The following is a 19,614-nucleotide window of genomic DNA, read 5'->3' as shown; positions in this document are numbered from 1 at the left end:
AATTTTGCCATAGTGCATCATCCGTATAACGGCATGCGCGACATACCGTCACAGCATGAGCACCGCCACCCAGGGCGGCCCCTCGCTTCCGCAGGAGCGCCGGGTCGTCACCGAGATTCCCGGTCCCAAGTCCCGCGAGCTCCTCGCCCGCAAGCAGGCCGCCGTCCCCTCGGGCATCGGCACCACGCTGCCCGTATTCGTGACGCACGCCGGAGGCGGCGTCGTCGTCGACGCCGACGGCAACTCGCTGATCGACTTCGGCTCCGGCATCGCGGTGACCGGCGTCGGCAACTCGGCTCCGCGCGTGGTCGAGCGGGTGACCAAGCAGGTCGCGGACTTCACCCACACCTGCTTCATGGTCACGCCGTACGAGTCCTACGTCCAGGTCTGCGAGAAGCTCAACGAGCTCACGCCCGGCGACCACGACAAGCGCACCTTCCTGCTCAACAGCGGCGCCGAGGCCGTGGAGAACGCGGTCAAGGTGGCCCGGCACGCCACCGGACGCCAGGCCGTCGTCGTGTTCGACCACGGCTACCATGGCCGGACCCTGCTGACCATGACGCTGACGGCCAAGAACATGCCGTACAAGCACCGGTTCGGCCCGTTCGCCCCCGAGGTCTACCGGGTGCCGCTGGCCTACCCCTTCCGCTGGCCCACCGGCCCGGAGAACTGCGCCGAGGAGGCCGCGGCCCAGGCGATCGACCAGATCAACAAGCAGATCGGCGCGGAGAACGTCGCGGCCGTGGTGATCGAGCCGATCGCGGGCGAGGGCGGCTTCATCGAGCCCGCCAAGGGCTTCCTGCCGCGGATCGCGGAGTTCTGCCGCGAGAACGGCATCGTCTTCATCGCCGACGAGGTCCAGACCGGCTTCTCCCGCACCGGCGACCTGTTCGCCTGTGAGGACGAGGGCATCGTGCCCGACATCATCGTCACCGCGAAGGGCATCGCGGGCGGCCTGCCCCTGTCGGCCGTCACGGGACGCGCCGAAATCCTCGACAAGGTCCACGTCGGCGGTCTCGGCGGCACCTACGGCGGCAACCCGCTCGCCTGCGAGGCGGCACTGGGCGTGCTGGAGACCATCGAGGCCGAGGACCTGACCGGAAAGGCCCGCCACATCGGCGAGGTCATGCTTCCCCGGCTGCGGGCCGTCGCCGAGAAGAACCCGGTGATCGGCGACGTGCGCGGCCGCGGCGCCATGATCGCCATCGAGCTGGTCGTCCCCGGCACCAAGGACCCGCACCCCACGGCGGCGGGCGAGATCGCCAAGAGGTGCCACGCCGAGGGCCTGCTCGTGCTGACCGCCGGCACCTACGGCAACGTCCTGCGCTTCCTTCCGCCGCTCGTCATGCCCGACCACCTGCTGGAAGAGGGACTGGCGATCCTGGAGAAGGCCATCAGCGAGATCTGACGGTTTAGATCATCCCAAAAGGGGCACCCGGCTTGAGGCCGGGTGCCCCTTTTATTGGGTTATAGAACGCGCACAGGAAGTGATTTAACCGCCGCTTGACACCCACCACAGCGATCACGGATGGCGACGGCGTTATAACGGTTCCGGTACAGGACTGCGCGATCAAGACGGGAGACGTGATGGACTGGCGGCACACCAGGACGGCACGGACCACGACGACGTTCGACCCCGAGGGCCTGACCCGGGCCCAGCGCGAGGGCGACGCCTGCGTGGCCTGCCACAAGAAGTGGCCGCGGCCGCGGACCAGGATCGGCAGGCTCCCCGACGACGCCCCCCTGTTCGCCTGTCCCGAGTGCGCGGACGCGCTGATCCAGGAGCCGGAGGAGAACGTCTACCCTCTCCCCCGCCGCGCGGCCGTCTTCTGATCCGCCGTCGCCCCTCTCCTCTCCCGAACCCCCTGCCCCGGACCGGCCGCTCAGGCGGACAGGAGCACTTCGCGGGTCTGGTCGCGGATGCCCCACGGCGAGCCGTACGCGGTGAGCAGTTCCAGGAACGGCACCGCGTCGAAGGCCTCGGGGCCGAGCACCCCGGTACCCGACCAGACGCCGGTGGCCAGCAGTTCCAGCGCGACCACCGGGTGGACCGCGGTCTGCCAGACCACGGCCTGGCAGCCGTACTCGCGCATCGACCACTCGTTGTCGACCACGTGGTAGAGGTAGACCTCGCGGGGCGCGCCGTCCTTGCCGACGCCCTTGACCCAGGTGCCGGCGCACGTCTTGCCGCGCATCCGGTCGCCGAGCGTGGCCGGGTCGGGCAGGCTGGCCGCCACCACGTCACGGGGTGAGGCCTCGACCCCGCCGACCGCGATCTTGCCCGCCCTGTCCAGCCCGAGTTTGCGCAGGGTCTTCAGGACGCCGATGAACTCCTCGCCGAGGCCGTACTTGAACGTCACCCGCTTGGCGTCGATCCAGCGCGGGACGAGCAGCACCTCCTCGTGCTCGACGTTGACGCACTCGACCGGGCCGATCCCCTCGGGGAAGTCGAACACCTCGGGCTCGCTGAACGGCTCGGTGGTGTGCCAGCTTCCGTTCTCCCAGACCACCGGGGGGTTCAGGCACTCCTCGATCGTCGTCCAGATGGAGAAGGTCGGCGCGAAGTCGTATCCCTCGACCACCAGGTTCGACCCGTCGCGGACGCCGATCTCCTCCACGCTCTCGAAGAGGTGCTCGGCCGCGTAGCGCGCGAACACGTCGGCCAGCCCCGGCTCGACCCCCATGCCCACGAGCGCCAGGCCGCCCCTGGCCCGCCACGCCTCGGCCAGCGCGAACTGCTCGTCGCCCAGCTTGACCCCGGTCAGCTCGTACGGCCTGCCCGGATGCGGCCTGGACAGCGACATCGCCATGTCCAGGTAGGTCGCCCCCGCGGCGAGGGCGGCCCGGAACAGCGACATGGTGAAGCGCGGGTCCACGGCGTTGAAGAGCACGTCGCAGCGGTGCTCGGCGAGGGCCGCCTCGACGGCGGCCTGGTCGGAGGCGTCGAGCCCGACGGCGCTGAACCGCGGGTCACCGATCTTGGCCACCACGTCGGCGGCGCGGCTCTGTTTGGAATCGGCCACCACGATGTGTTCGAAGAAATCTCGGCGCGCCGCGATGGGTACCACGGCGGAGCCCACGCCGCCCGCCCCCACAAGAAGGATTCTCATGGCCGGATACTATCCACTGACTGGTCAACCAGTCGATAGCGAGAACATGATCTGACCACGGAATCCATCGTCGACATCGAAGATCACCGCGAAAACCGCGACGTTTTCCAAGACAGGCGGACACGCCCGGGAAGGTCAGGCGGACAGTTCCCGGGTACGGGAAGGGCGCTCCGGCGTCGGGGGAATCACCGGAGCGCCCCATGCGGACCACGCCCGGCGGGGGCCCGGGCGTGACCTGCGGTCCATCAGGTCTGGGTCACCACATCCCCGTTTACTTCACCAGGTTCTTCCACCTTTTCTCCCATTCGGGATAGTCCGTACATTCCCCGCCCAAGCCCCCGCAATCCTTCGTCGGGCGAGCGGCAAAGAGCACCCGCTTGAGCCGGCGGTCGTCACGGACGTGGTAGATGTCACACAGATGCCGGGCGCCCCCGTCGCACGCGTGCGGGTTGGCGGGGGCGAGCCCCGTCCAGGCGGCGGCCGCGCGCTGCACGTCGGCCGAACCCATCCAGTCGAGCCACTTGTAGGCGCAGTTGGGGCTGGCGGCGTCGGCCCCCAGCATCCACGAGTCGACCCAGCCGGTCGTCGCCCCGGTGTCCACCTCCTTCACCGCCCTTCCCGCGCGGCGGAAGAGGTCCAGGTCGTACGGCAGCGCCTGGGCGAACCGCACCGCCCCCGTCGAGAAGGACTGGATCACCTCCAGGGAACTCCTCCAGTAGACCCGTCCCAGGCCGTCGTGCTCGGCGAGCAACCTCTCGGCGGCGTCGAGCTGGGCCGGGGTGAGCTGGAACGGATCCTTTACGCCCAGCTCGGGCCTGGTCTCCTTGAGCGCGAGGGCGGCGTCCGCGATGCTCAGCGGGCTGTCCCTGATCGCCGCCTGATCCGTCCGGTACAGGGCGTCGGCTCCCTCCGGAGCGGACCCCTCGTACATGACCCGGTTGACCCCCCACAGATAGGGGACGCCGTAGACCTTGTCCTTGCTCCGCAGCGCGGGCAGTTCGCGCAGCCGCTTGGGGATGTCCTTGTAGGACTGCAGCAGGGTGGTGTCGAGCGCCTTGACCGTACCGTCCGCCACCAGCCGCCCGGCCAGGTCGGGCGGGGGCGAGATGACGTCGTAGGAGGTGCCGCGGAGCCTGTCGGCCATCTCCGCGCTCGTCCGCACCCGGTCGAGCCTGGCGACCCTGCATCCGGTCAGCTTCTCGAAGGGGGTGACCCAGTCGGCGCCGAGGGTGGCTCCGCCGTACTCGACGTGGCCCTGGAAGGTGAGCACCTGGAGCATGCCCTCGCCCTTGCCGATCGACGCGGAGGGCGAGGGGCTGGGACCGGCGCCGGGAGTCGCCGGGGCGGAGCCGGTACCGGACGTGGAAGGCACGGCGGAGGACGGGACGGAGGGCGAGGAGGCCGGCACCCGCTCGGCGGCGCCCGCGACCCCCACGGAGGCGCAGACCGCGAGTGCCAGAGCGCCCGCCAGCGCTCCGAGACGTGTACGGCGGAGCCTGTCCCTGCTCACGAAGTCCCCTCACGACGCCGCTACCAATCTGTCCGGAGCCTATCGGCCCTTCCCTCCAGCGGCCGCTCGCCGGGCTGGACAGGCCTCTCTTCCCCTGCCCGCCCCGCCCCGGGACCGTTCCCCGTTCCCGCGCCGGACACGGGAGGACGACCCCGGCGAGCCCGACGAGCCCCGGCGAACCCCGCCCCGGACACGGCCCGAGCCCCGCGAGGTGGTCCCCACGGGGCTCGGGCCGTACGAGAGGGGCTTACTTGTTGGTCGGGAAGCCGAGGTTGACGCCGCCGTGGCTCGGGTCGAGCCAGCGCGAGGTGACGACCTTGCCGCGGGTGTAGAAGTGCACGCCCTCGGTTCCGTGGACGTGGGTGTCCCCGAACAGCGAGGCCTTCCAGCCGCCGAAGCTGTAGAAGGCCATCGGCACCGGGATCGGCACGTTGATGCCGATCATGCCGACCTCCACCTCGTTCTGGAAGCGCCTGGCCGCGCCGCCGTCGTTGGTGAAGACGGCGGTGCCGTTGCCGAACTCGCCGCCGTTGATCAGCTCCAGTCCCTCCTCGTAGGAGGACACTCGCACGATCGACAGGACCGGGCCGAAGATCTCCTCGCGGTGGACCCGCGACTCCGCGGGCACGTGGTCGAGGATCGTGGGGCCGAGCCAGAAGCCAGGGGTCTCCTCGGCCGCTGCGCCGCCGCGCACGGGGGTCCGGCGGCCGTCGACGACGAGCTTCGCCCCCTCGGCGACGCCCAGGTCGAGATAGGAGACCACCTTGTCGCGGTGGGCCTCGGTGACGAGGGGCCCCATCTCCGAGGCGGGGTCGTCGCCGGGGCCGATGGTCAGCGCGGAGACCCGAGAGACGATCTTGTCGACCAGTTCGTCCCCGACCGGGTCGACCGCCAGCACGACGGAGATCGCCATGCACCGCTCCCCCGCCGAGCCGAACCCGGCCGAGACCGCGGCGTCGGCGACGAGGTCGAGGTCGGCGTCGGGCAGCACGAGCATGTGGTTCTTGGCGCCGCCCAGCGCCTGGACCCGCTTGCCGTGTGAGGTGCCGGTCTCGTAGACGTACTTGGCGATGGGCGTGGAGCCGACGAACGAGACGGCGCGCACGTCCGGGTGCTCCAGCAGCCGGTCGACCGCCACCTTGTCGCCCTGGACCACGTTGAAGACGCCGTCGGGCAGCCCGGCCTCCTTCCAGAGCGCGGCCATCAGCAGGGAGGCCGACGGGTCCTTCTCCGACGGCTTGAGGATGAAGGCGTTGCCGGCGGCGATCGCGATCGGGAACATCCACATCGGCACCATGGCCGGGAAGTTGAACGGGGTGATCCCGGCGACGACGCCCAGCGGCTGGCGGATCGAGTAGGAGTCGACGCGGGTGGAGACCCCCTCGGAGAAGCCGCCCTTGAGCAGGTGCGGGATGCCGCAGGCGAACTCGACGACCTCCAGGCCCCTGGCCACCTCGCCCAGCGCGTCCGAGTGGACCTTGCCGTGCTCGGCCGAGATGAGCCGGGCCAGCTCGTCACGGTTGGCGTACATCAGCTCGCGGAAGCGGAACAGCACCTGCGAGCGCTTGACCAGCGAGGAGTCCCGCCAGGCCGGGTAGGCGGCCGCGGCGGAGGCGACGGCGGCGTCGACCTCCGCCACCGACGCCAGGTGGACCCGCCCGCTGACCTCGCCCGTCGCCGGGTCGAAGATCTCGGATGTACGGCCGGAGCCCTCGACGGGGGCGCCGCCGATCCAGTGGGTGACGTTCTTCACGACGAGACGACCTCAGCGTTGATGACTTCGAGTGCGTTGACGATGATTCCGAGGCCCTCGGCGGCCTCGTCCGGGGTCAGGGTGAGCGGCGGGGCCATGCGCAGCACGTTGCCGTGCAGGCCGCCCTTGCCCGCGAGCAGACCGGCCTTCTTGGTCTCCTCCATGAACCGGGCCGCGAGCGCCGGGGAGGGCGCGCCGGTCGCCGGGTCGACCAGTTCGACGGCGAACATCAGGCCCTTGCCCCGGACGTCGCCGACGATCGGCAGGCGCGGCGCGGCCTCGCGGAGCCCGTCGATGATCAGGGTGCCGGTCCTGGCCGCGTTCGCCTGCAGGTCGTGGTCGAGCACGTAGTCCAGGGTGGCGTTCGCGGCGGCCATGGAGATCGGGTTGCCGCCGAAGGTGGCCAGGCCGGTCGCGTGCAGGCCGTCCATCAGGTCGCCCCGCGCCACGACGCCGCCGACCGCGAAGCCGTTGCCCAGGCCCTTGGCGAAGGTCATCATGTCCGGCGTGACGCCGTGGTTCTGGATGCCGAAGAACGCCGAGCCGGTACGGCCCCAGCCGGTCTGCACCTCGTCGGAGATCAGCAGGATGCCCTCGGCGTCGAGGACCTCCTTGTAGGCGGCGAACAGCCCGTCGGGGGCCATGGTGAAGCCGCCCACGCCCTGGATCGGCTCGGCGATCAGGGCGGCCACGTCGCCTCCGACGGAGGTGGCGAGCACGTGACGCAGGTCGTCCACGCACGCGGCGATGTAGTCGGCGTCGGACAGGCCGCGGAACTGGGCGAGGTGCCGGTCGGCGCCGTGCAGGAAGTGCACGTTCAGCGGCGACAGCGAGTTGTTCTTCCAGGAGCGGTTGCTCGTGACGCTGATCGCGCCGAAGGAGCGGCCGTGGTAGCTCTGCCGCATGGCGAGGACCTGGTCGGACTTGCGGGCGTAGGTCGCCAGCAGCAGCGCGGTCTCGTTGGCCTCGGTGCCCGAGTTGGTGAAGAAGACCTTGGCGTCCTCGATGCCGGACAGCCTGGCGATCTTCTCGGCGAGCTCGATCTGGCCACGGAGCAGGTAGACCGTCGAGGTGTGCACCACCCCGGTGGCGAGCTGCCTCTCGACGGCCTCTCGTACCTCGGGCACGTCGTACCCGATCATGTTGGTCAGGATTCCGGCGAAGAAGTCCAGATAGGTCTTCCCGGACGCGTCGACGACCCGGTTGCCCTTGCCGCCGACGATCTCAATGGGCTCGTTGTAGTAGAGAGCCACCCAGTTGGGGATAACCGCACGGTGACGTGCAAGAAGGTCCGACATATATCGAGTATGTCGGGTCACGACAGATGCTCCTACCTACACCATGTAGGGATGTTCCACCTGGAGCCGTCACTCTGTCAGAATCCCGTTCCGGCCACCGGGCGGTGCCCGCACGGGTGGAGGTGGGGGATCCTGTACGGCTTGCGCCCTGCGACGGTTGGCGCAAGCCGTACAGGAGGGTCGGACGGAGCACCCCCCAGGTTCCCCGCCCGAGCTTCGGGAGTCAGGCCGCCCGCGGGCGGTCCGGCCCGGCCCACCCGCGTGGGCTCAGGCGCCTCATGAACCATGGTTGCTCAGATTTCCGACTAAAACAATCTGAAATACATGAATTTTTGGATCGTTTTCATGACACTCCTCTCACCTTCGGAGGCCCGAGGGGTCCGCTCCCCCTCCGCGGAGGCGCCGATGGCTGTCGCACATCGTGCGATAACATCGAACACTGTATGAACAGATTTATGCTTGGGACATGAAACTGCCCGTAACCTCGGTGTGGACCCGCGAGAAGCGGCCGTCAAAGAGTCCGACGCTGAGCCGGGCGCAGATCGTGCGCGCGGCCATGGACCTGCTCGACGCGGAGGGGATGGACGCGCTGAGCATGCGCCGCCTCGGCACCAGGCTCGGCTCCGGGGCGACCAGCATCTACTGGCACGTGGCCAGCAAGGACGAGCTTCTCGAACTCGTCCTCGACGAGGTCTTCGGCGAGGTCCCGCTGCCCGACCCCGAGGTGATCGGCTGGCGTGACACGGTCTCCGCGTTCGCCTACGGCCTGCGCGGGGTGCTCTTCGCGCACCCGTGGTCGACCGTGCTCATCGGCAGCATGCCGAGCCTCGGCCCGAACGCGATGCGGCTGTCGTCCACGCTGCTGCGGACGTTCAAGCTGGCGGGGTTCCGGGGCATGGCGCTGGACCACGCCTCCTCCACCCTGATGGCCTACGTGCTGGGCTCGACCACCCCCGAGATCACCTGGCAGTGCGCCATCGACAGCTCGGGGGTGAGCACCAAGGAGATGGCGGCGGCGATGAGGGAGACGGTGGAGAAGGCCGCTCACGACTACCCCGAGCTGGTGGCCCGCTTCATCGAGTACGAGAACAGCGACCCGCAGGCCGCCAGCGCGGTCAACTTCGACTTCGGGCTGAGCTGCTTCCTCGACGGTCTGCAGGCACGTCTGAATCAGCCGTGAGACGCTCCCTGGGCGCGCTCGCCAGGATGCCCCAGACCGCGCCGGCCAGCACGACGGCGCCACCCGCGAGCTGCGCCCACGACAGCGTCCCGCCCAGCAGCAGCCACGAGGCCAGCACCGCCACGACGGGTTCGAGCATGCTGAGGATCGACGCCCTGACGGGGCCGAGCGCGGTGGCCCCGACGAAGAACAGCGAGATCGCGAGCACCGTCGACACGAGCGCCACCGCCGCCGCCCACCCCCAGCCGGGCGCCGCGAAGCCGAGGTCCAGGCCGCCCGACACGAGCCCGAGCAGCGCGAACGAGCCGGTCGCGAACATCGCCAGGTAGGCGGTGGTGACCGCGGGCGACAGCGCCGCCGAGACGCGGCTGCCCAGGACGATGTAGCAGGCGTAGGCGACGGCGGCCCCGACCGCGGCGAGCACGCCCGGCACGTCGAGGCCGGTGTCCAGCCTGCCGACCACGAGGGCCAGCCCGGCCAGCGAGACCAGGATGGGCCCGGCGACGGTCCAGCCGATCCGGGTCCGGTCGACCAGCGCGGACAGGACCGAGACGAGCCCCGGGTAGAGGTACAGCAGCAGCACGGCCAGAGCGGGCGCGATGCGCTGCACGGCCGTGAAGTACAGCAGCGACTGCGCCGCGTACATGCCGCCGCCCAGCAGCGCCAGGGTCGCCCACTGCCGCCGGGTCGGCCGCCCGAGCCTGCCGCGCAGTCCCAGCCACGCGAGAAACACCGCCGCGGCGATCGCGAACCGCACCATGAGGAGCGTCGTCACCGACATGCCGGTGCCGTACGCGTAGGACGCGAAGACCGGCATCAGCCCGAAACCCGTCGCCGAGACCAGCGTCGCCACAACACCGCGCCGCATCAACCGTCGCCACCTCCGAAGCGCCATTGTGACCCATCGGCCGCGGGAATGATCACCCTGCCCGCCCCCGGGCGGGAGCGTCCCGGGCGGGGGCTCAGGTGGGGCGGGGGAACGGGTTCACAGTTCCAGCCACTGCTGGATGCGGGTGAGCAGTTCCTGCGAGTCGACGGGCTTGGTGACGTAGTCGCTCGCCCCCGCCGACAGCGTCTTCTCACGGTCGCCCTGCATGGCCTTGGCGGTCACCGCGATGATCGGCAGATCGGCGAAGCGCGGCATCTTGCGGATGGCGGCGGTCGCGGCGTAACCGTCCATCTCCGGCATCATGATGTCCATCAGGACCAGGTCGATGTCCTCGTTGCGCGAGAGCATCTCGATGCCCTTGCGGCCGTTCTCCGCGTAGAGCACCTGCATGCCGTGCAGTTCGAGGATGTTGGTCAGGGCGAAGACGTTGCGGACGTCGTCGTCGATGACCAGCACCTTCCGGTCGACGAGGACGGTGTCCGCCTCCTCGACCGCCCGGAGCCGCTCGTCCGGGCTGACCTGCACCAGCGGCAGCACGTTCCCGGGCTCCTGCGCCGACAGGTGCAGGATGATGCGCTCGCGCAGCTCGTCGAGGCTGGGCAGGCGCTCCAGCGGCTGGGTGTTCGAGCGGCCCTTGAGCAGGTTCTCCTGCGGCCGGGTGAGCGTGCGGGTGTGGTGGGCGAGCACGGGCAGCCCGCGCAGCGCCGGATCCTCGTCGAGCATGCGGAGGAACTCGGCCGCCCCCTCCTGCCGCATGCCCAGGTCGAGCACGACGCAGTGGTGGTCGTTCGCCTTCAGCGTCTCCACGGCGGTGACCGGGTCGCTGGCGGTGGCCAGCCAGACGGGTCCGTGTGTCTCGTTCAGGTCGGCCGCGACGCTCTCCGCCAGCTGGGAGAGCAGCCCGTTGGGACGGGACTCGACCACGAGCAGGCGCCGCCCGCCCCTGCTGGAAGGCGTCTCGGACGCCGGAACGGGGAATTTGGCGTGGGGCGCGGCGACCTGCTTGACGGTGGCGAAGGCGGGGACGCGCTCCCCCGTGAAGGCGCCGGGGGCGACGTCCGCGATCGGCAGGCAGAGGCTGAAGGTACTGCCCTCGTCCAGGGCGCTGATCGCCCGGATCTCTCCGTTGAACAGGGTGGCGATCTCGCGGCTGATGGACAGGCCGAGGCCGGTCCCGCCGTACTTGCGGCTGGTGGTGCCGTCGGCCTGCTGGAAGGCGTCGAAGATCTGGGAGAGGTTCTCCTCGGCGATGCCGATGCCGGTGTCCACCACGTGGAAGGCCAGCACCTCCTGGTCGCGGACCCCCAGCAGCTCCATCCTCTCGACCCGCTCGATACGGAGCCCGACCGAGCCGCTCTCGGTGAACTTCACCGCGTTGGACAGCAGGTTGCGCAGCACCTGACGCAGCCGCTGCTCGTCCATGAGGAGCTCCTCCGGCACGTCGGGGGCGACCGTGACGTCGAACCTGAGCCCCTTCTCCGTGGTGAGCGGGCGGAAGGTCGCCTCGACGTAGTCGAGCAGCTGCCGCAGCGGCAGGGGCTCGACGCTGACGCTCATCTTGCCCGCCTCGATCTTGGACAGGTCGAGGATGTCGTTGATCAGCTGGAGCAGGTCGGTGCCCGCCGAGTGGATGACGTTGGCGTACTCCACCTGCTTGGCGGTGAGGTTGCGGGCCGGGTTCTGGGCCAGCAGCTGGGCCAGGATGAGCAGCGAGTTGAGCGGGGTGCGCAGCTCGTGGCTCATGTTCGCCAGGAACTCGCTCTTGTACTTGGAGGCCAGCGCGAGCTGCTTGGCGCGCTCCTCCAGCTCCTGCCTCGCCTGCTCGATCTCGCTGTTCTTCGTCTCGATGTCGCGGTTCTGCCTGGCCAGCAGCTCCGCCTTCTCCTCGAGCTCGGCGTTGGAGCGCTGCAGTTCCTCCTGGCCCACCTGCAGCTCCGTCGCCAGACGCTGCGACTCGGCGAGTAAGGAGTCGGTGCGGGCGTTGGCGACGATGGTGTTGACGTTGACACCGATGGTCCCGACCAGCTGCTCCAGGAAGGCCCTGTGCACCTGGGTGAACCGGTTGAGGCTGGCCAGCTCGATCACCCCGAGCACCTGGCCCTCGACGATGATCGGCAGGACGATGAGGTTGACCGGGCCCGCCGCCCCCAGGCTGGAGGAGATGGTGAGGTAGCCGGTCGCGATGTCCTCGACCAGGATGGTGCGCTTGGCGAGCGCGGCCTGCCCCACGAGCGACTCCCCGAACCCGTAGCGGCGGCTGGTCTCCCGGTGGCCGTAACCGCCGACCACCCTCAGCTCGGGACCGCCCGGCTTCTCCTCCGCCAGCAGGAACGTGCCGTACTGGGCCGAGACCAGCGGGGCCAGCTCGTTCATCACCAGCTCGGCCACGACGGCGAGATCCCGGTGGCCCTGCATGAGGCCGGAGATGTGGGCCAGGTTGGACTTGAGCCAGTCCTGCTCCTGGTTGGCCAGGGTGGTCTCGCGCAGGGACTTCACCATGGAGTTGATGTTGTCCTTGAGCTCCGCCACCTCGCCGGAGGCGTCGACGGTGATCGACCGGGTGAGGTCGCCCGACGTCACGGCGCTGGTCACCTCGGCGATCGCGCGTACCTGGCGGGTGAGGTTGCCCGCCAGCTCGTTGACGTTCTCCGTCAGCCGCTTCCACGTGCCGGACACGCCCTCGACCTCGGCCTGCCCGCCCAGGCGCCCCTCGCTGCCGACCTCGCGGGCCACCCGGGTCACCTCGGCGGCGAACGACGACAGCTGGTCGACCATCGTGTTGATCGTGGTCTTCAACGCCAGGATCTCGCCCCGGGCGTCCACGTCGATCTTCTTCGTCAGGTCGCCCTGGGCGACCGCCGTGGTGACCTGCGCGATGTTGCGGACCTGGTTGGTGAGGTTGTTGGCCATCGAGTTGACGTTGTCGGTGAGGTCCTTCCACGTCCCCGCCACGTTGGGCACGCGGGCCTGGCCGCCCAGCTCTCCCTCGGTGCCGACCTCGCGGGCCACCCGGGTCACCTCGTCGGCGAAGGCGCTCAGCGTGTCGACCATGGTGTTGATGGTCTGCGCGAGCGCGGCGACCTCGCCCTTGGCCTCGACGGTGATCTTCTGCGACAGGTCGCCCTTCGCCACCGCCGTGGCCACCTGGGCGATGGAGCGCACCTGGCTGGTCAGGTTGGAGGCCATCACGTTGACGTTGTCGGTGAGGTCCTTCCAGGTGCCCGAGACCCCGCGGACCGTGGCCTGGCCGCCGAGGTTGCCCTCGGTACCGACCTCGCGGGCCACCCGCGTCACCTCGTCGGCGAAGGCCGACAGCTGGTCGACCATCGTGTTGATGGTGTCCTTCAGCTCCAGGATCTCGCCCCGGGCATCCACCCGGATCTTCTGCGACAGGTCGCCCTTCGCCACCGCCGTGGTCACCTCGGCGATGCTGCGCACCTGGGCGGTGAGGTTGTCGGCCATCACGTTGACCGACTCGGTGAGCGCCTTCCACGTGCCGGAGACGCCCTTGACGTCGGCCTGCCCGCCCAGCCGCCCGTCGGTGCCCACCTCACGGGCCACCCGGGTCACCTCGTCGGCGAACGACGACAACTGGTCGACCATCGTGTTGAGCGTGTTCTTCAGCTCCAGGATCTCGCCCCGCGCCGAAACCGTGATCTTCTGCGACAGGTCGCCGCGGGCGACCGCCGTCGCCACCTGGGAGATGTTGCGGACCTGGTCGGTGAGGTTGCCCGCCATGTAGTTCACCGAGTCGGTCAGGTCACGCCAGGTGCCGGAGACGCCCTTGACGTCGGCCTGCCCGCCCAGCCGCCCGTCGGTGCCCACCTCACGGGCCACCCGGGTCACCTCGTCGGCGAACGACGACAACTGGTCGACCATCGTGTTGATGGTGCTCTTCAGCTCCAGGATCTCGCCCCGGGCGTCCACGGTGATCTTCTGTGACAGGTCGCCTCTCGCCACCGCCGTGGTGACCTGCGCGATGCTGCGGACCTGGTCGGTGAGGTTGCCCGCCATGAAGTTCACCGAGTCGGTCAGGTCACGCCAGGTGCCGGCGACCCCGGTCACCTCCGCCTGCCCGCCCAGCCGCCCCTCGGTGCCCACCTCACGGGCCACCCGGGTCACCTCGTCGGCGAACGACGACAACTGGTCGACCATCGTGTTGAGCGTGTTCTTCAGCTCCAGGATCTCACCGCGGACGTCAACGGTGATCTTCTGTGACAGGTCGCCGGTCGCCACGGCGGTCGCCACCTGCGCGATGTCACGGACCTGGTCGGTGAGGTTGCCCGCCATGGCGTTGACCGAGTCGGTCAGGTCCTTCCACGTGCCGGAGACTCCCGGGACGTCGGCCTGCCCGCCCAGCTGCCCCTCGGTGCCCACCTCGCGGGCCACGCGCGTCACCTCGGAGGTGAACAGGGACAGCTGGTCGACCATGCCGTTGAAGACGGTGGCGATCTCCTTGAGCAGGCCGTCGCCGTCGTCCGGCAGACGCGTGCCGAAGTCTCCGTCGCGTACGGCCGTGAGCCCGGCCAGGAGCTGACGGAGATCGAGCTCTTCCACACCCGAGGCGACCTGCGCGGAGCCACGTCTCGCCTTGTCCGTAGTCTCAACCATGCTCACCATCGCGCCTTTCGGCCGAGAAAAGGTCAAGTCATCCTAAGGCCACAGAGCGCGATCACCACCTGGTTGAGAGCCCGCCGAAGAGCGGCGGGAACTCCGCCGGAGAACCGCCCCCCGCCCCTTCGGCATCCCCTCAACCACCCCCTCGACGACAAACAGGACGAATATCTCTATCATTCTGTAAAACAGCAGCCGTCCTAACTTACAGTCCGATCGGATACTCTCGCTGGGTGCTCCCTACCATCGCCGACGTTCTCGCCCTGGACACCGTCCGCAGGGGCAACCCCCGAGTGGTCGCGGGAGCCGACCGGCTGGACACCCGGGTCCGCTGGGTCCACGTCGGAGAGGTCACCGACATCGCCCACCTGCTGCGCGGCGGGGAGCTGGTGCTGACCACCGGCATCGCGCTTCCCGACGACCAGGAGAGCCTCGCGGCCTACGTCGCGGAGCTGGCCGCCGTCGGCGCCTCCGGCCTGATCGTCGAGCTGGGCCGCAAGTTCATCAAGGAGCTTCCCCGCTCCGTGGTCAACGCCGCCGAAAAGCACGGCCTGCCCCTGGTCACCCTGGCCCGCGAGACCCCTTTCGTGCAGATCACCGAGTCGGTGCACGCCAGGATCATCGACATCCAGCTGGAGGAGCTCCGCGCCTCCGAGCAGCTCCACGAGGTCTTCACCGAGCTGTCGGTCGAGGGCGCCTCCCCCGCAGAGGTCCTCAGCCAGGTCGCGCGGCTGTCCGGACGTCCCGTGCTGCTGGAGAACCTCGCCCACCAGGTGCTCGCCTGCGAGACGGCGGGACGTGACACCGGAACGCTGCTGGCGAGCTGGGAGACGCGCTCCAGGGCGGTGGCGCCCGAGGGGCGCACCGCCTACGACACCTCCTCCGGCTGGCTGGTCACCATGGTCGGCGCGCGGGGCCAAGACTGGGGCCGGCTGATCCTGCTCTGCGAGACCACTCCCGGCCCCCGTGACATCGTGCTCGCCGAACGCGCCGCGACCACCCTCGCCCTGGGCCGGTTGCTGGAGCGCCACCAGGAGTCGCTGGAGCGCCAGGCCCACGGCACGATCATCACCGGGATCCTCACCCACGCCTACGCCGACCCCGAGGAGGCCGCGGCCCGGGCCCGCGCGGTCGGCGTGCCGCTCACGGGACGCAAGCTGATCAGTGTGGTACTGCGCCTGGGCGACCCCTCCGACGGCTCCCTCGACGGACAGGAACAGCTCGTACGGCTCAGCGAGCTGGCCGAGGCCGCCGCCGCCGCCTGCCGCGACGCCCGTCTTCCCGCCCTGGTCGGTGCCCTCGACCAGGGCCGCGTCGGCGTCCTGCTGCCGCTGCCCCCTCGCACGCTCGCCGAGCCCTCGCTGACCGCGCTCGCCGACCGCCTGCGCACGGCCTTCACCGGGCAGTTCGTCCTGGCCGCCGGATCGGTGGTCGAGTCGATCCGCGACGTACGGCGAAGCTTCCTCGAGGCCGAGCAGGTCGCCGACGTGGCCGTCAGACAGCCCGACGGGCGCCCCTTCTACCGGCTGCCCGACCTGCGCCTGCGCGGCCTGCTCCACCTGCTGAGGGACGACGCCCGGTTGCAGACCTTCGCCGAACGCGAGCTCGGCCCCCTGCTGGCCCACGACGCCCAGCGCGGCGGCGACCTGACCAGAATCCTGCGGATATACCTGGCCGCCGGCCGCAACAAGGCCGTCGCCGCCCAGAAGGCCCACCTGTCCAGGCCCGCCTTCTACGACCGGCTCCGTAGGCTGGAACGTGTTCTCGACATCGACTTGGACGACGTCGAGTCCTGTCTCTCCCTCCACGTCGCACTACTGGCGCTGGAGTCCTTCCGGAGAGACAACCCTCGCACCTGAAAGGCCCCCATGCCCGACATCCTCGTCCCAGAGACCGCCGACCTTGCCCGCATGGTCGGCGCCGCCGGTGTCTTCGCCGTCCCCGCCGGCGACGTACGGCTGTCGCCCGAGGAACTGGACCCCTCCCAGATCCTCGCCGGATCCCCGCAGACCTCCTCGGTCGAGCTGTGGTCCTCCCCCGACGGCTCCCAGAGCCGGGGCATCTGGGAGATCACCCCCGGCACTGTGACCGACGTCGAACGCGACGAGATCTTCGTGGTCCTGTCAGGCCGTGCCACCGTGGAGGTCGAGGGCGGCGCCAGCATCGAGCTCGCCCCGGGGTCGGTCTGCCTTCTCTCCGACGGGGCCAAGACCACCTGGATCGTCCACGAGACGCTCCGCAAGGTTTATCACTCTATGTCCTGAAAAATCCCTAAAAGTCCAGAAATTGGGCTGTGTCGCAAGCCGTACGAGGGCGGTTTTTCGTATGGCTTGCGGCCTTCCCCCGGATCGGCAGGGGATGCCGCGGCACTCTGAAACAGCGTCGTCGGCGTGTATCCGAAGTACGAAACAGGCGAAGAACCGGCGAACAACGTTGTCATTCGCAAAGACCTCGTGTGGGAAAGAACACTTTCTCGAGACGTTTAGCGTGTTTCGCTCACTCTGACAGGTAGATCTCGGCACGATGGTGCACCGATGTCTGGTCACCAACGGGGAGAGATACACATGTCACGACGGCTCATCGTCGGGCTTTCGGCCGTAACGCTCGTCGCCACCGCGCTTCCCGCGCAGGCGGAACGGGCCACCCTGACCTTCCCCTCCTCGGCGTTCCCCCTCGGCGAGCGTGTGGCTCCGACCAAGGAGCAGCGCAACGTGGCCGCCGGAGTGGATCTCTTCACCGTACGGCACGGCACGTCCACCCAGGGATGGACCGTGGCCGTACTGATGCCCAACGGGCACGACGACGGCCGCCTGGCCACCGCCCAGGCGAAAGCCGAGGAAGTCGAGGCCGCCGGGTTCACGCCCCGTCTTGAGATGGTCGTCCAGCCCGCCGCCGCGGACGCCCCCGCCGTGGAACGTTACGTGGTCCGCGTCGGGATGTGGGCGTTCAAGGAGAAAGCACAGGCCGAAAAGACGGTCAAGGAGCTCAAGGAGTTCGATCTCCGGGCCAAGGTCGATTACCTCGGAGACGACGGCCTGGAGACCACCGGCCCCTGGAACCTGCGCGTGCTGACGGTGGACCCGAAGACCTTCAGGGGATCGTTCAAGACCAGCGTCGGGGCCAGCATCGCCAAGGGCGAGACCACCAGTTCGATGGCCAAGGGCGTCAAGGCCATCGCCGGCGTCAACGGCGGTTTCTTCAACATCCACACGGTCAAGGAGATCAAGGGCGACCCGATGGGGATCTCCGTCGTCGGCGGCAGGCTTCTCAGCGAGGCCGTCCCCGGCCGGACCGGCCTGGTCATGAGCGGCCGCAAGATCAAGATCACGGAGTTGAAGTCGACGGTCACCGCGACCTCCTCGGACGGCACGCGGATCGAGGTCCAGGGAGTCAACCGGGCCCCCGCCGCCGACGAGCTCGTCCTCTACACCGAGGAGTTCGGCACCAAGACGGCGGCCGACGGCGGCATGGAGGCCGTGCTCGACGCCCAGGGAAGGGTCGTCTCCGCCCGCCAGGCGGGCGGCGCCGTTCCGCGTGGCTTCTCGGTGCTCCACGGCACCGGCGTCATGGCCGACTGGCTCCTCGAACACGCCGCCGAGACCGCGACCGTGAAACTGGACACCAAGGTCGTCGACCTGCGCACCCGGCGCGCCGTACCGCTCACTCCCGAGACCTACGTCATGGGCGGCGGTGTCGGACTGATCAGAAACGGCCGGATCAACATCACCGCGATGGCCGACGGGCAGGCCTCGCTCAACATGATGCTCCGCCGCCACCCCCGGACGATGGCCGGCATCACCAAGAACGGCGGCCTGATCCTGGCCACGGTCGACGGTCGTATCCCGGGCGTCACCGTGGGTGCCTCGATGGTCGAGGCGGCCCAGCTGATGCGCTGGCTGGGCGCCAAGCAGGCCATCAACCTCGACGGCGGCGGATCGAGCGCGATGGTCGTCAGCGACAAGGTCGTCAACCAGCCTTCTGACGGCTTCGAGCGGCCCGTCGGAGACGCCCTGCTCATCACCCCCTGATAGCTTTCCCTCCGCGCACATCGCCCCGAGTCCCGCCGCGCACATCGCCCCGAGCCGATATGGCTTCCGGGGCCGGGGTGGGTTCACGCTTATGGCTTCCGGGGCCGGGGTGGTTCGCGCTCATGGCTTCCGGGGCCGGGGTGGTTCGCGCTCATGGCTTCCGGGGCCGGGGGGTTCGCGCTCATGGCTTCCGGGGCCGGGGGGTTCGCGCTGCGATGGGCGGGTGGTCCGGCCGGCCGTCGTTGGTCACGGTCTGGTGGGGTCAGGCCTCCGGCCTGGCGGGCGCGGTGGTCTCGGTCCTTTTATAAGCCGGCCGGACCACCCGCCCACCTCCGCGCCCTCTCGTCGCGCCGTACAGCCTGCACACCGTAGTCGCTCCCTCTCCCGCTGTTCGGCGTCCTCGGAGAGGCTGAAGCAATCAGCCGAACTCCGCCCCTGGCCAGTCACCGTAGCTAAAGCCCACAGTGCGGGAAGGAGCGCAGGGCTAAGCTGGAAAGCTGCGCCCGGTGGGGCAAGCCCTCCCGCCCGTGGGGCGACAGCTTCGGTGAGACGACCGTTGCCCACCCACCCAACGGTTGGGCAGAGCGACGGGAGCCATAGGACCGGTACCGAAATCCGCCCCCGAGCCCCACCTTCCACGCCCCCTTGCCCCCCCTTGGTCGCCCCCCGTTGGCACCCTTCGCCGCCACCCCTTTTGCCGCCACTTACGAGACGGTCCCCCACAGCGCCGGTGTTGGCCGCCCCCGTTGGCACCCTTGGTCGCCACCCGTTGGCCCCCTTTGCCGCCACTTACGAGACGGTCCCCCACAGCGCCGGTGTTGGCCACCCCCTGGTCGCCACCCGTTGGTCGCCCTTTGCTGCCAGTCACTAGACGGTCCCCCACAGCGCCGGTACGGCGAGCAGCGAAACAGGCCCGACCGGCGCCGATGCACCACGCGCAACCCGGTGCCCCGGCCCACACCCCACCGGAAAGTCCTCGAAGAAGCCCCTCAGCAGGCCCCGAGAACACGGCAAAGAAGAACCACCTCGGGGCCAGGGCGCGAGACCCGGAAAAGCGGGCCGGCAGCCCCGCCAAGAAACACCAAGAAACACATCGGAACCCTCCGAAGAACCCCGCAAAGCCCCCCGCCGAAGCCTCCGGAACACGCGAACCCCACCATCGCCCTGCCCATCCAGGCCCCCTACCGGATCGAACCCCTGCTACACACCGCCCCCGACAACCGACCCCACGA

General features: G+C 69.5%; 12 protein-coding genes. 6 read left to right on the top strand and 6 right to left on the bottom strand.

Going from position 1 to position 19,614, the window contains the following annotated elements; translation table 11 throughout:
- Positions 1–55 precede the first annotated feature (55 nt).
- Positions 56–1,408, top strand: a complete 1,353-nt coding sequence (gabT, locus tag AB0N02_RS43555) for a 4-aminobutyrate--2-oxoglutarate transaminase (protein WP_363960208.1) — start codon at positions 56–58, stop codon at positions 1,406–1,408.
- Between the two features lie 179 nt (positions 1,409–1,587).
- On the top strand, positions 1,588–1,833 hold the full coding sequence (locus AB0N02_RS43550) for a hypothetical protein (RefSeq protein WP_363960205.1): 246 nt from the start codon (positions 1,588–1,590) through the stop codon (positions 1,831–1,833).
- A gap of 50 nt (positions 1,834–1,883) precedes the next feature.
- On the opposite strand, the gene AB0N02_RS43545 is transcribed toward AB0N02_RS43550, so the two are convergent.
- From AB0N02_RS43545 to AB0N02_RS43530, 4 genes are all read right to left on the bottom strand, one after another.
- Positions 1,884–3,110 (bottom strand): saccharopine dehydrogenase C-terminal domain-containing protein, encoded by a 1,227-nt coding sequence (locus AB0N02_RS43545; RefSeq protein ID WP_363960202.1) that lies wholly within the window; start codon positions 3,108–3,110, stop codon positions 1,884–1,886.
- A 271-nt stretch (positions 3,111–3,381) separates the two neighbouring features.
- Positions 3,382–4,620 carry an extracellular solute-binding protein gene (locus AB0N02_RS43540; protein ID WP_363960199.1) on the bottom strand — a complete coding sequence of 413 codons (1,239 nt, stop codon included), beginning with the start codon at positions 4,618–4,620 and terminating at the stop codon, positions 3,382–3,384.
- Between the two features lie 247 nt (positions 4,621–4,867).
- Positions 4,868–6,373 carry a CoA-acylating methylmalonate-semialdehyde dehydrogenase gene (locus AB0N02_RS43535; RefSeq protein ID WP_363960196.1) on the bottom strand — a complete coding sequence of 502 codons (1,506 nt, stop codon included), beginning with the start codon at positions 6,371–6,373 and terminating at the stop codon, positions 4,868–4,870.
- Complete coding sequence (locus AB0N02_RS43530; RefSeq protein ID WP_363960193.1) at positions 6,370–7,671, bottom strand: aspartate aminotransferase family protein; 1,302 nt, start codon at positions 7,669–7,671, stop codon at positions 6,370–6,372. Before AB0N02_RS43530 ends, AB0N02_RS43535 begins: the two co-directional genes overlap by 4 nt.
- 466 nt (positions 7,672–8,137) lie before the next feature.
- Here AB0N02_RS43530 and AB0N02_RS43525 point away from each other — a divergent pair, with 466 nt between their 5' ends.
- Positions 8,138–8,851, top strand: a complete 714-nt coding sequence (locus AB0N02_RS43525) for a TetR/AcrR family transcriptional regulator C-terminal domain-containing protein (protein WP_363960190.1) — start codon at positions 8,138–8,140, stop codon at positions 8,849–8,851.
- On the opposite strand, the gene AB0N02_RS43520 is transcribed toward AB0N02_RS43525, so the two are convergent.
- Together AB0N02_RS43520 and AB0N02_RS43515 are read right to left on the bottom strand one after the other, a co-directional pair.
- Positions 8,787–9,719: a DMT family transporter gene (locus AB0N02_RS43520; RefSeq protein ID WP_363960187.1), complete on the bottom strand. Its 933-nt coding sequence runs from the start codon at positions 9,717–9,719 to the stop codon at positions 8,787–8,789. The two genes, AB0N02_RS43525 and AB0N02_RS43520, sit on opposite strands and share 65 nt — an antisense overlap.
- Positions 9,720–9,836: 117 nt before the next feature.
- Entirely contained in the window at positions 9,837–14,351 is a 4,515-nt protein-coding gene (locus AB0N02_RS43515; RefSeq protein ID WP_363960184.1) for a HAMP domain-containing protein, read from the bottom strand.
- A gap of 236 nt (positions 14,352–14,587) precedes the next feature.
- On the opposite strand from AB0N02_RS43515, the gene AB0N02_RS43510 reads away from it, so the two are divergent.
- From AB0N02_RS43510 to AB0N02_RS43500, 3 genes are all read left to right on the top strand, one after another.
- Positions 14,588–16,213: a PucR family transcriptional regulator ligand-binding domain-containing protein gene (locus AB0N02_RS43510; protein ID WP_363960181.1), complete on the top strand. Its 1,626-nt coding sequence runs from the start codon at positions 14,588–14,590 to the stop codon at positions 16,211–16,213.
- A 9-nt stretch (positions 16,214–16,222) separates the two neighbouring features.
- Complete coding sequence (locus AB0N02_RS43505) at positions 16,223–16,618, top strand: cupin domain-containing protein (RefSeq protein ID WP_363960178.1); 396 nt, start codon at positions 16,223–16,225, stop codon at positions 16,616–16,618.
- A gap of 300 nt (positions 16,619–16,918) precedes the next feature.
- Positions 16,919–18,382 (top strand): phosphodiester glycosidase family protein, encoded by a 1,464-nt coding sequence (locus AB0N02_RS43500; RefSeq protein WP_363960175.1) that lies wholly within the window; start codon positions 16,919–16,921, stop codon positions 18,380–18,382.
- Positions 18,383–19,614: the final 1,232 nt, after the last annotated feature.

It is taken from the genome of Streptosporangium sp. NPDC051022, assembly GCF_040683035.1.
GTDB lineage: Bacteria > Actinomycetota > Actinomycetes > Streptosporangiales > Streptosporangiaceae > Streptosporangium.
This window is presented reverse-complemented; position numbering and strand designations above follow the sequence as displayed.

What these genes read in the sequence shown, in the direction of transcription:
- AB0N02_RS43525 (WP_363960190.1), top strand. Translation starts at nt 8,138, where the DNA reads ATGAAACTGCCCGTAACCTCGGTGTGGACCCGCGAGAAGCGGCCGTCA.
- AB0N02_RS43550 (WP_363960205.1), top strand. Translation starts at nt 1,588, where the DNA reads ATGGACTGGCGGCACACCAGGACGGCACGGACCACGACGACGTTCGAC.
- AB0N02_RS43530 (WP_363960193.1), bottom strand. Translation starts at nt 7,671, where the DNA reads ATGTCGGACCTTCTTGCACGTCACCGTGCGGTTATCCCCAACTGGGTG.
- AB0N02_RS43515 (WP_363960184.1), bottom strand. Translation starts at nt 14,351, where the DNA reads ATGGTTGAGACTACGGACAAGGCGAGACGTGGCTCCGCGCAGGTCGCC.
- AB0N02_RS43500 (WP_363960175.1), top strand. Translation starts at nt 16,919, where the DNA reads ATGTCACGACGGCTCATCGTCGGGCTTTCGGCCGTAACGCTCGTCGCC.
- AB0N02_RS43545 (WP_363960202.1), bottom strand. Translation starts at nt 3,110, where the DNA reads ATGAGAATCCTTCTTGTGGGGGCGGGCGGCGTGGGCTCCGCCGTGGTA.
- AB0N02_RS43520 (WP_363960187.1), bottom strand. Translation starts at nt 9,719, where the DNA reads ATGCGGCGCGGTGTTGTGGCGACGCTGGTCTCGGCGACGGGTTTCGGG.
- AB0N02_RS43505 (WP_363960178.1), top strand. Translation starts at nt 16,223, where the DNA reads ATGCCCGACATCCTCGTCCCAGAGACCGCCGACCTTGCCCGCATGGTC.
- gabT (WP_363960208.1), top strand. Translation starts at nt 56, where the DNA reads ATGAGCACCGCCACCCAGGGCGGCCCCTCGCTTCCGCAGGAGCGCCGG.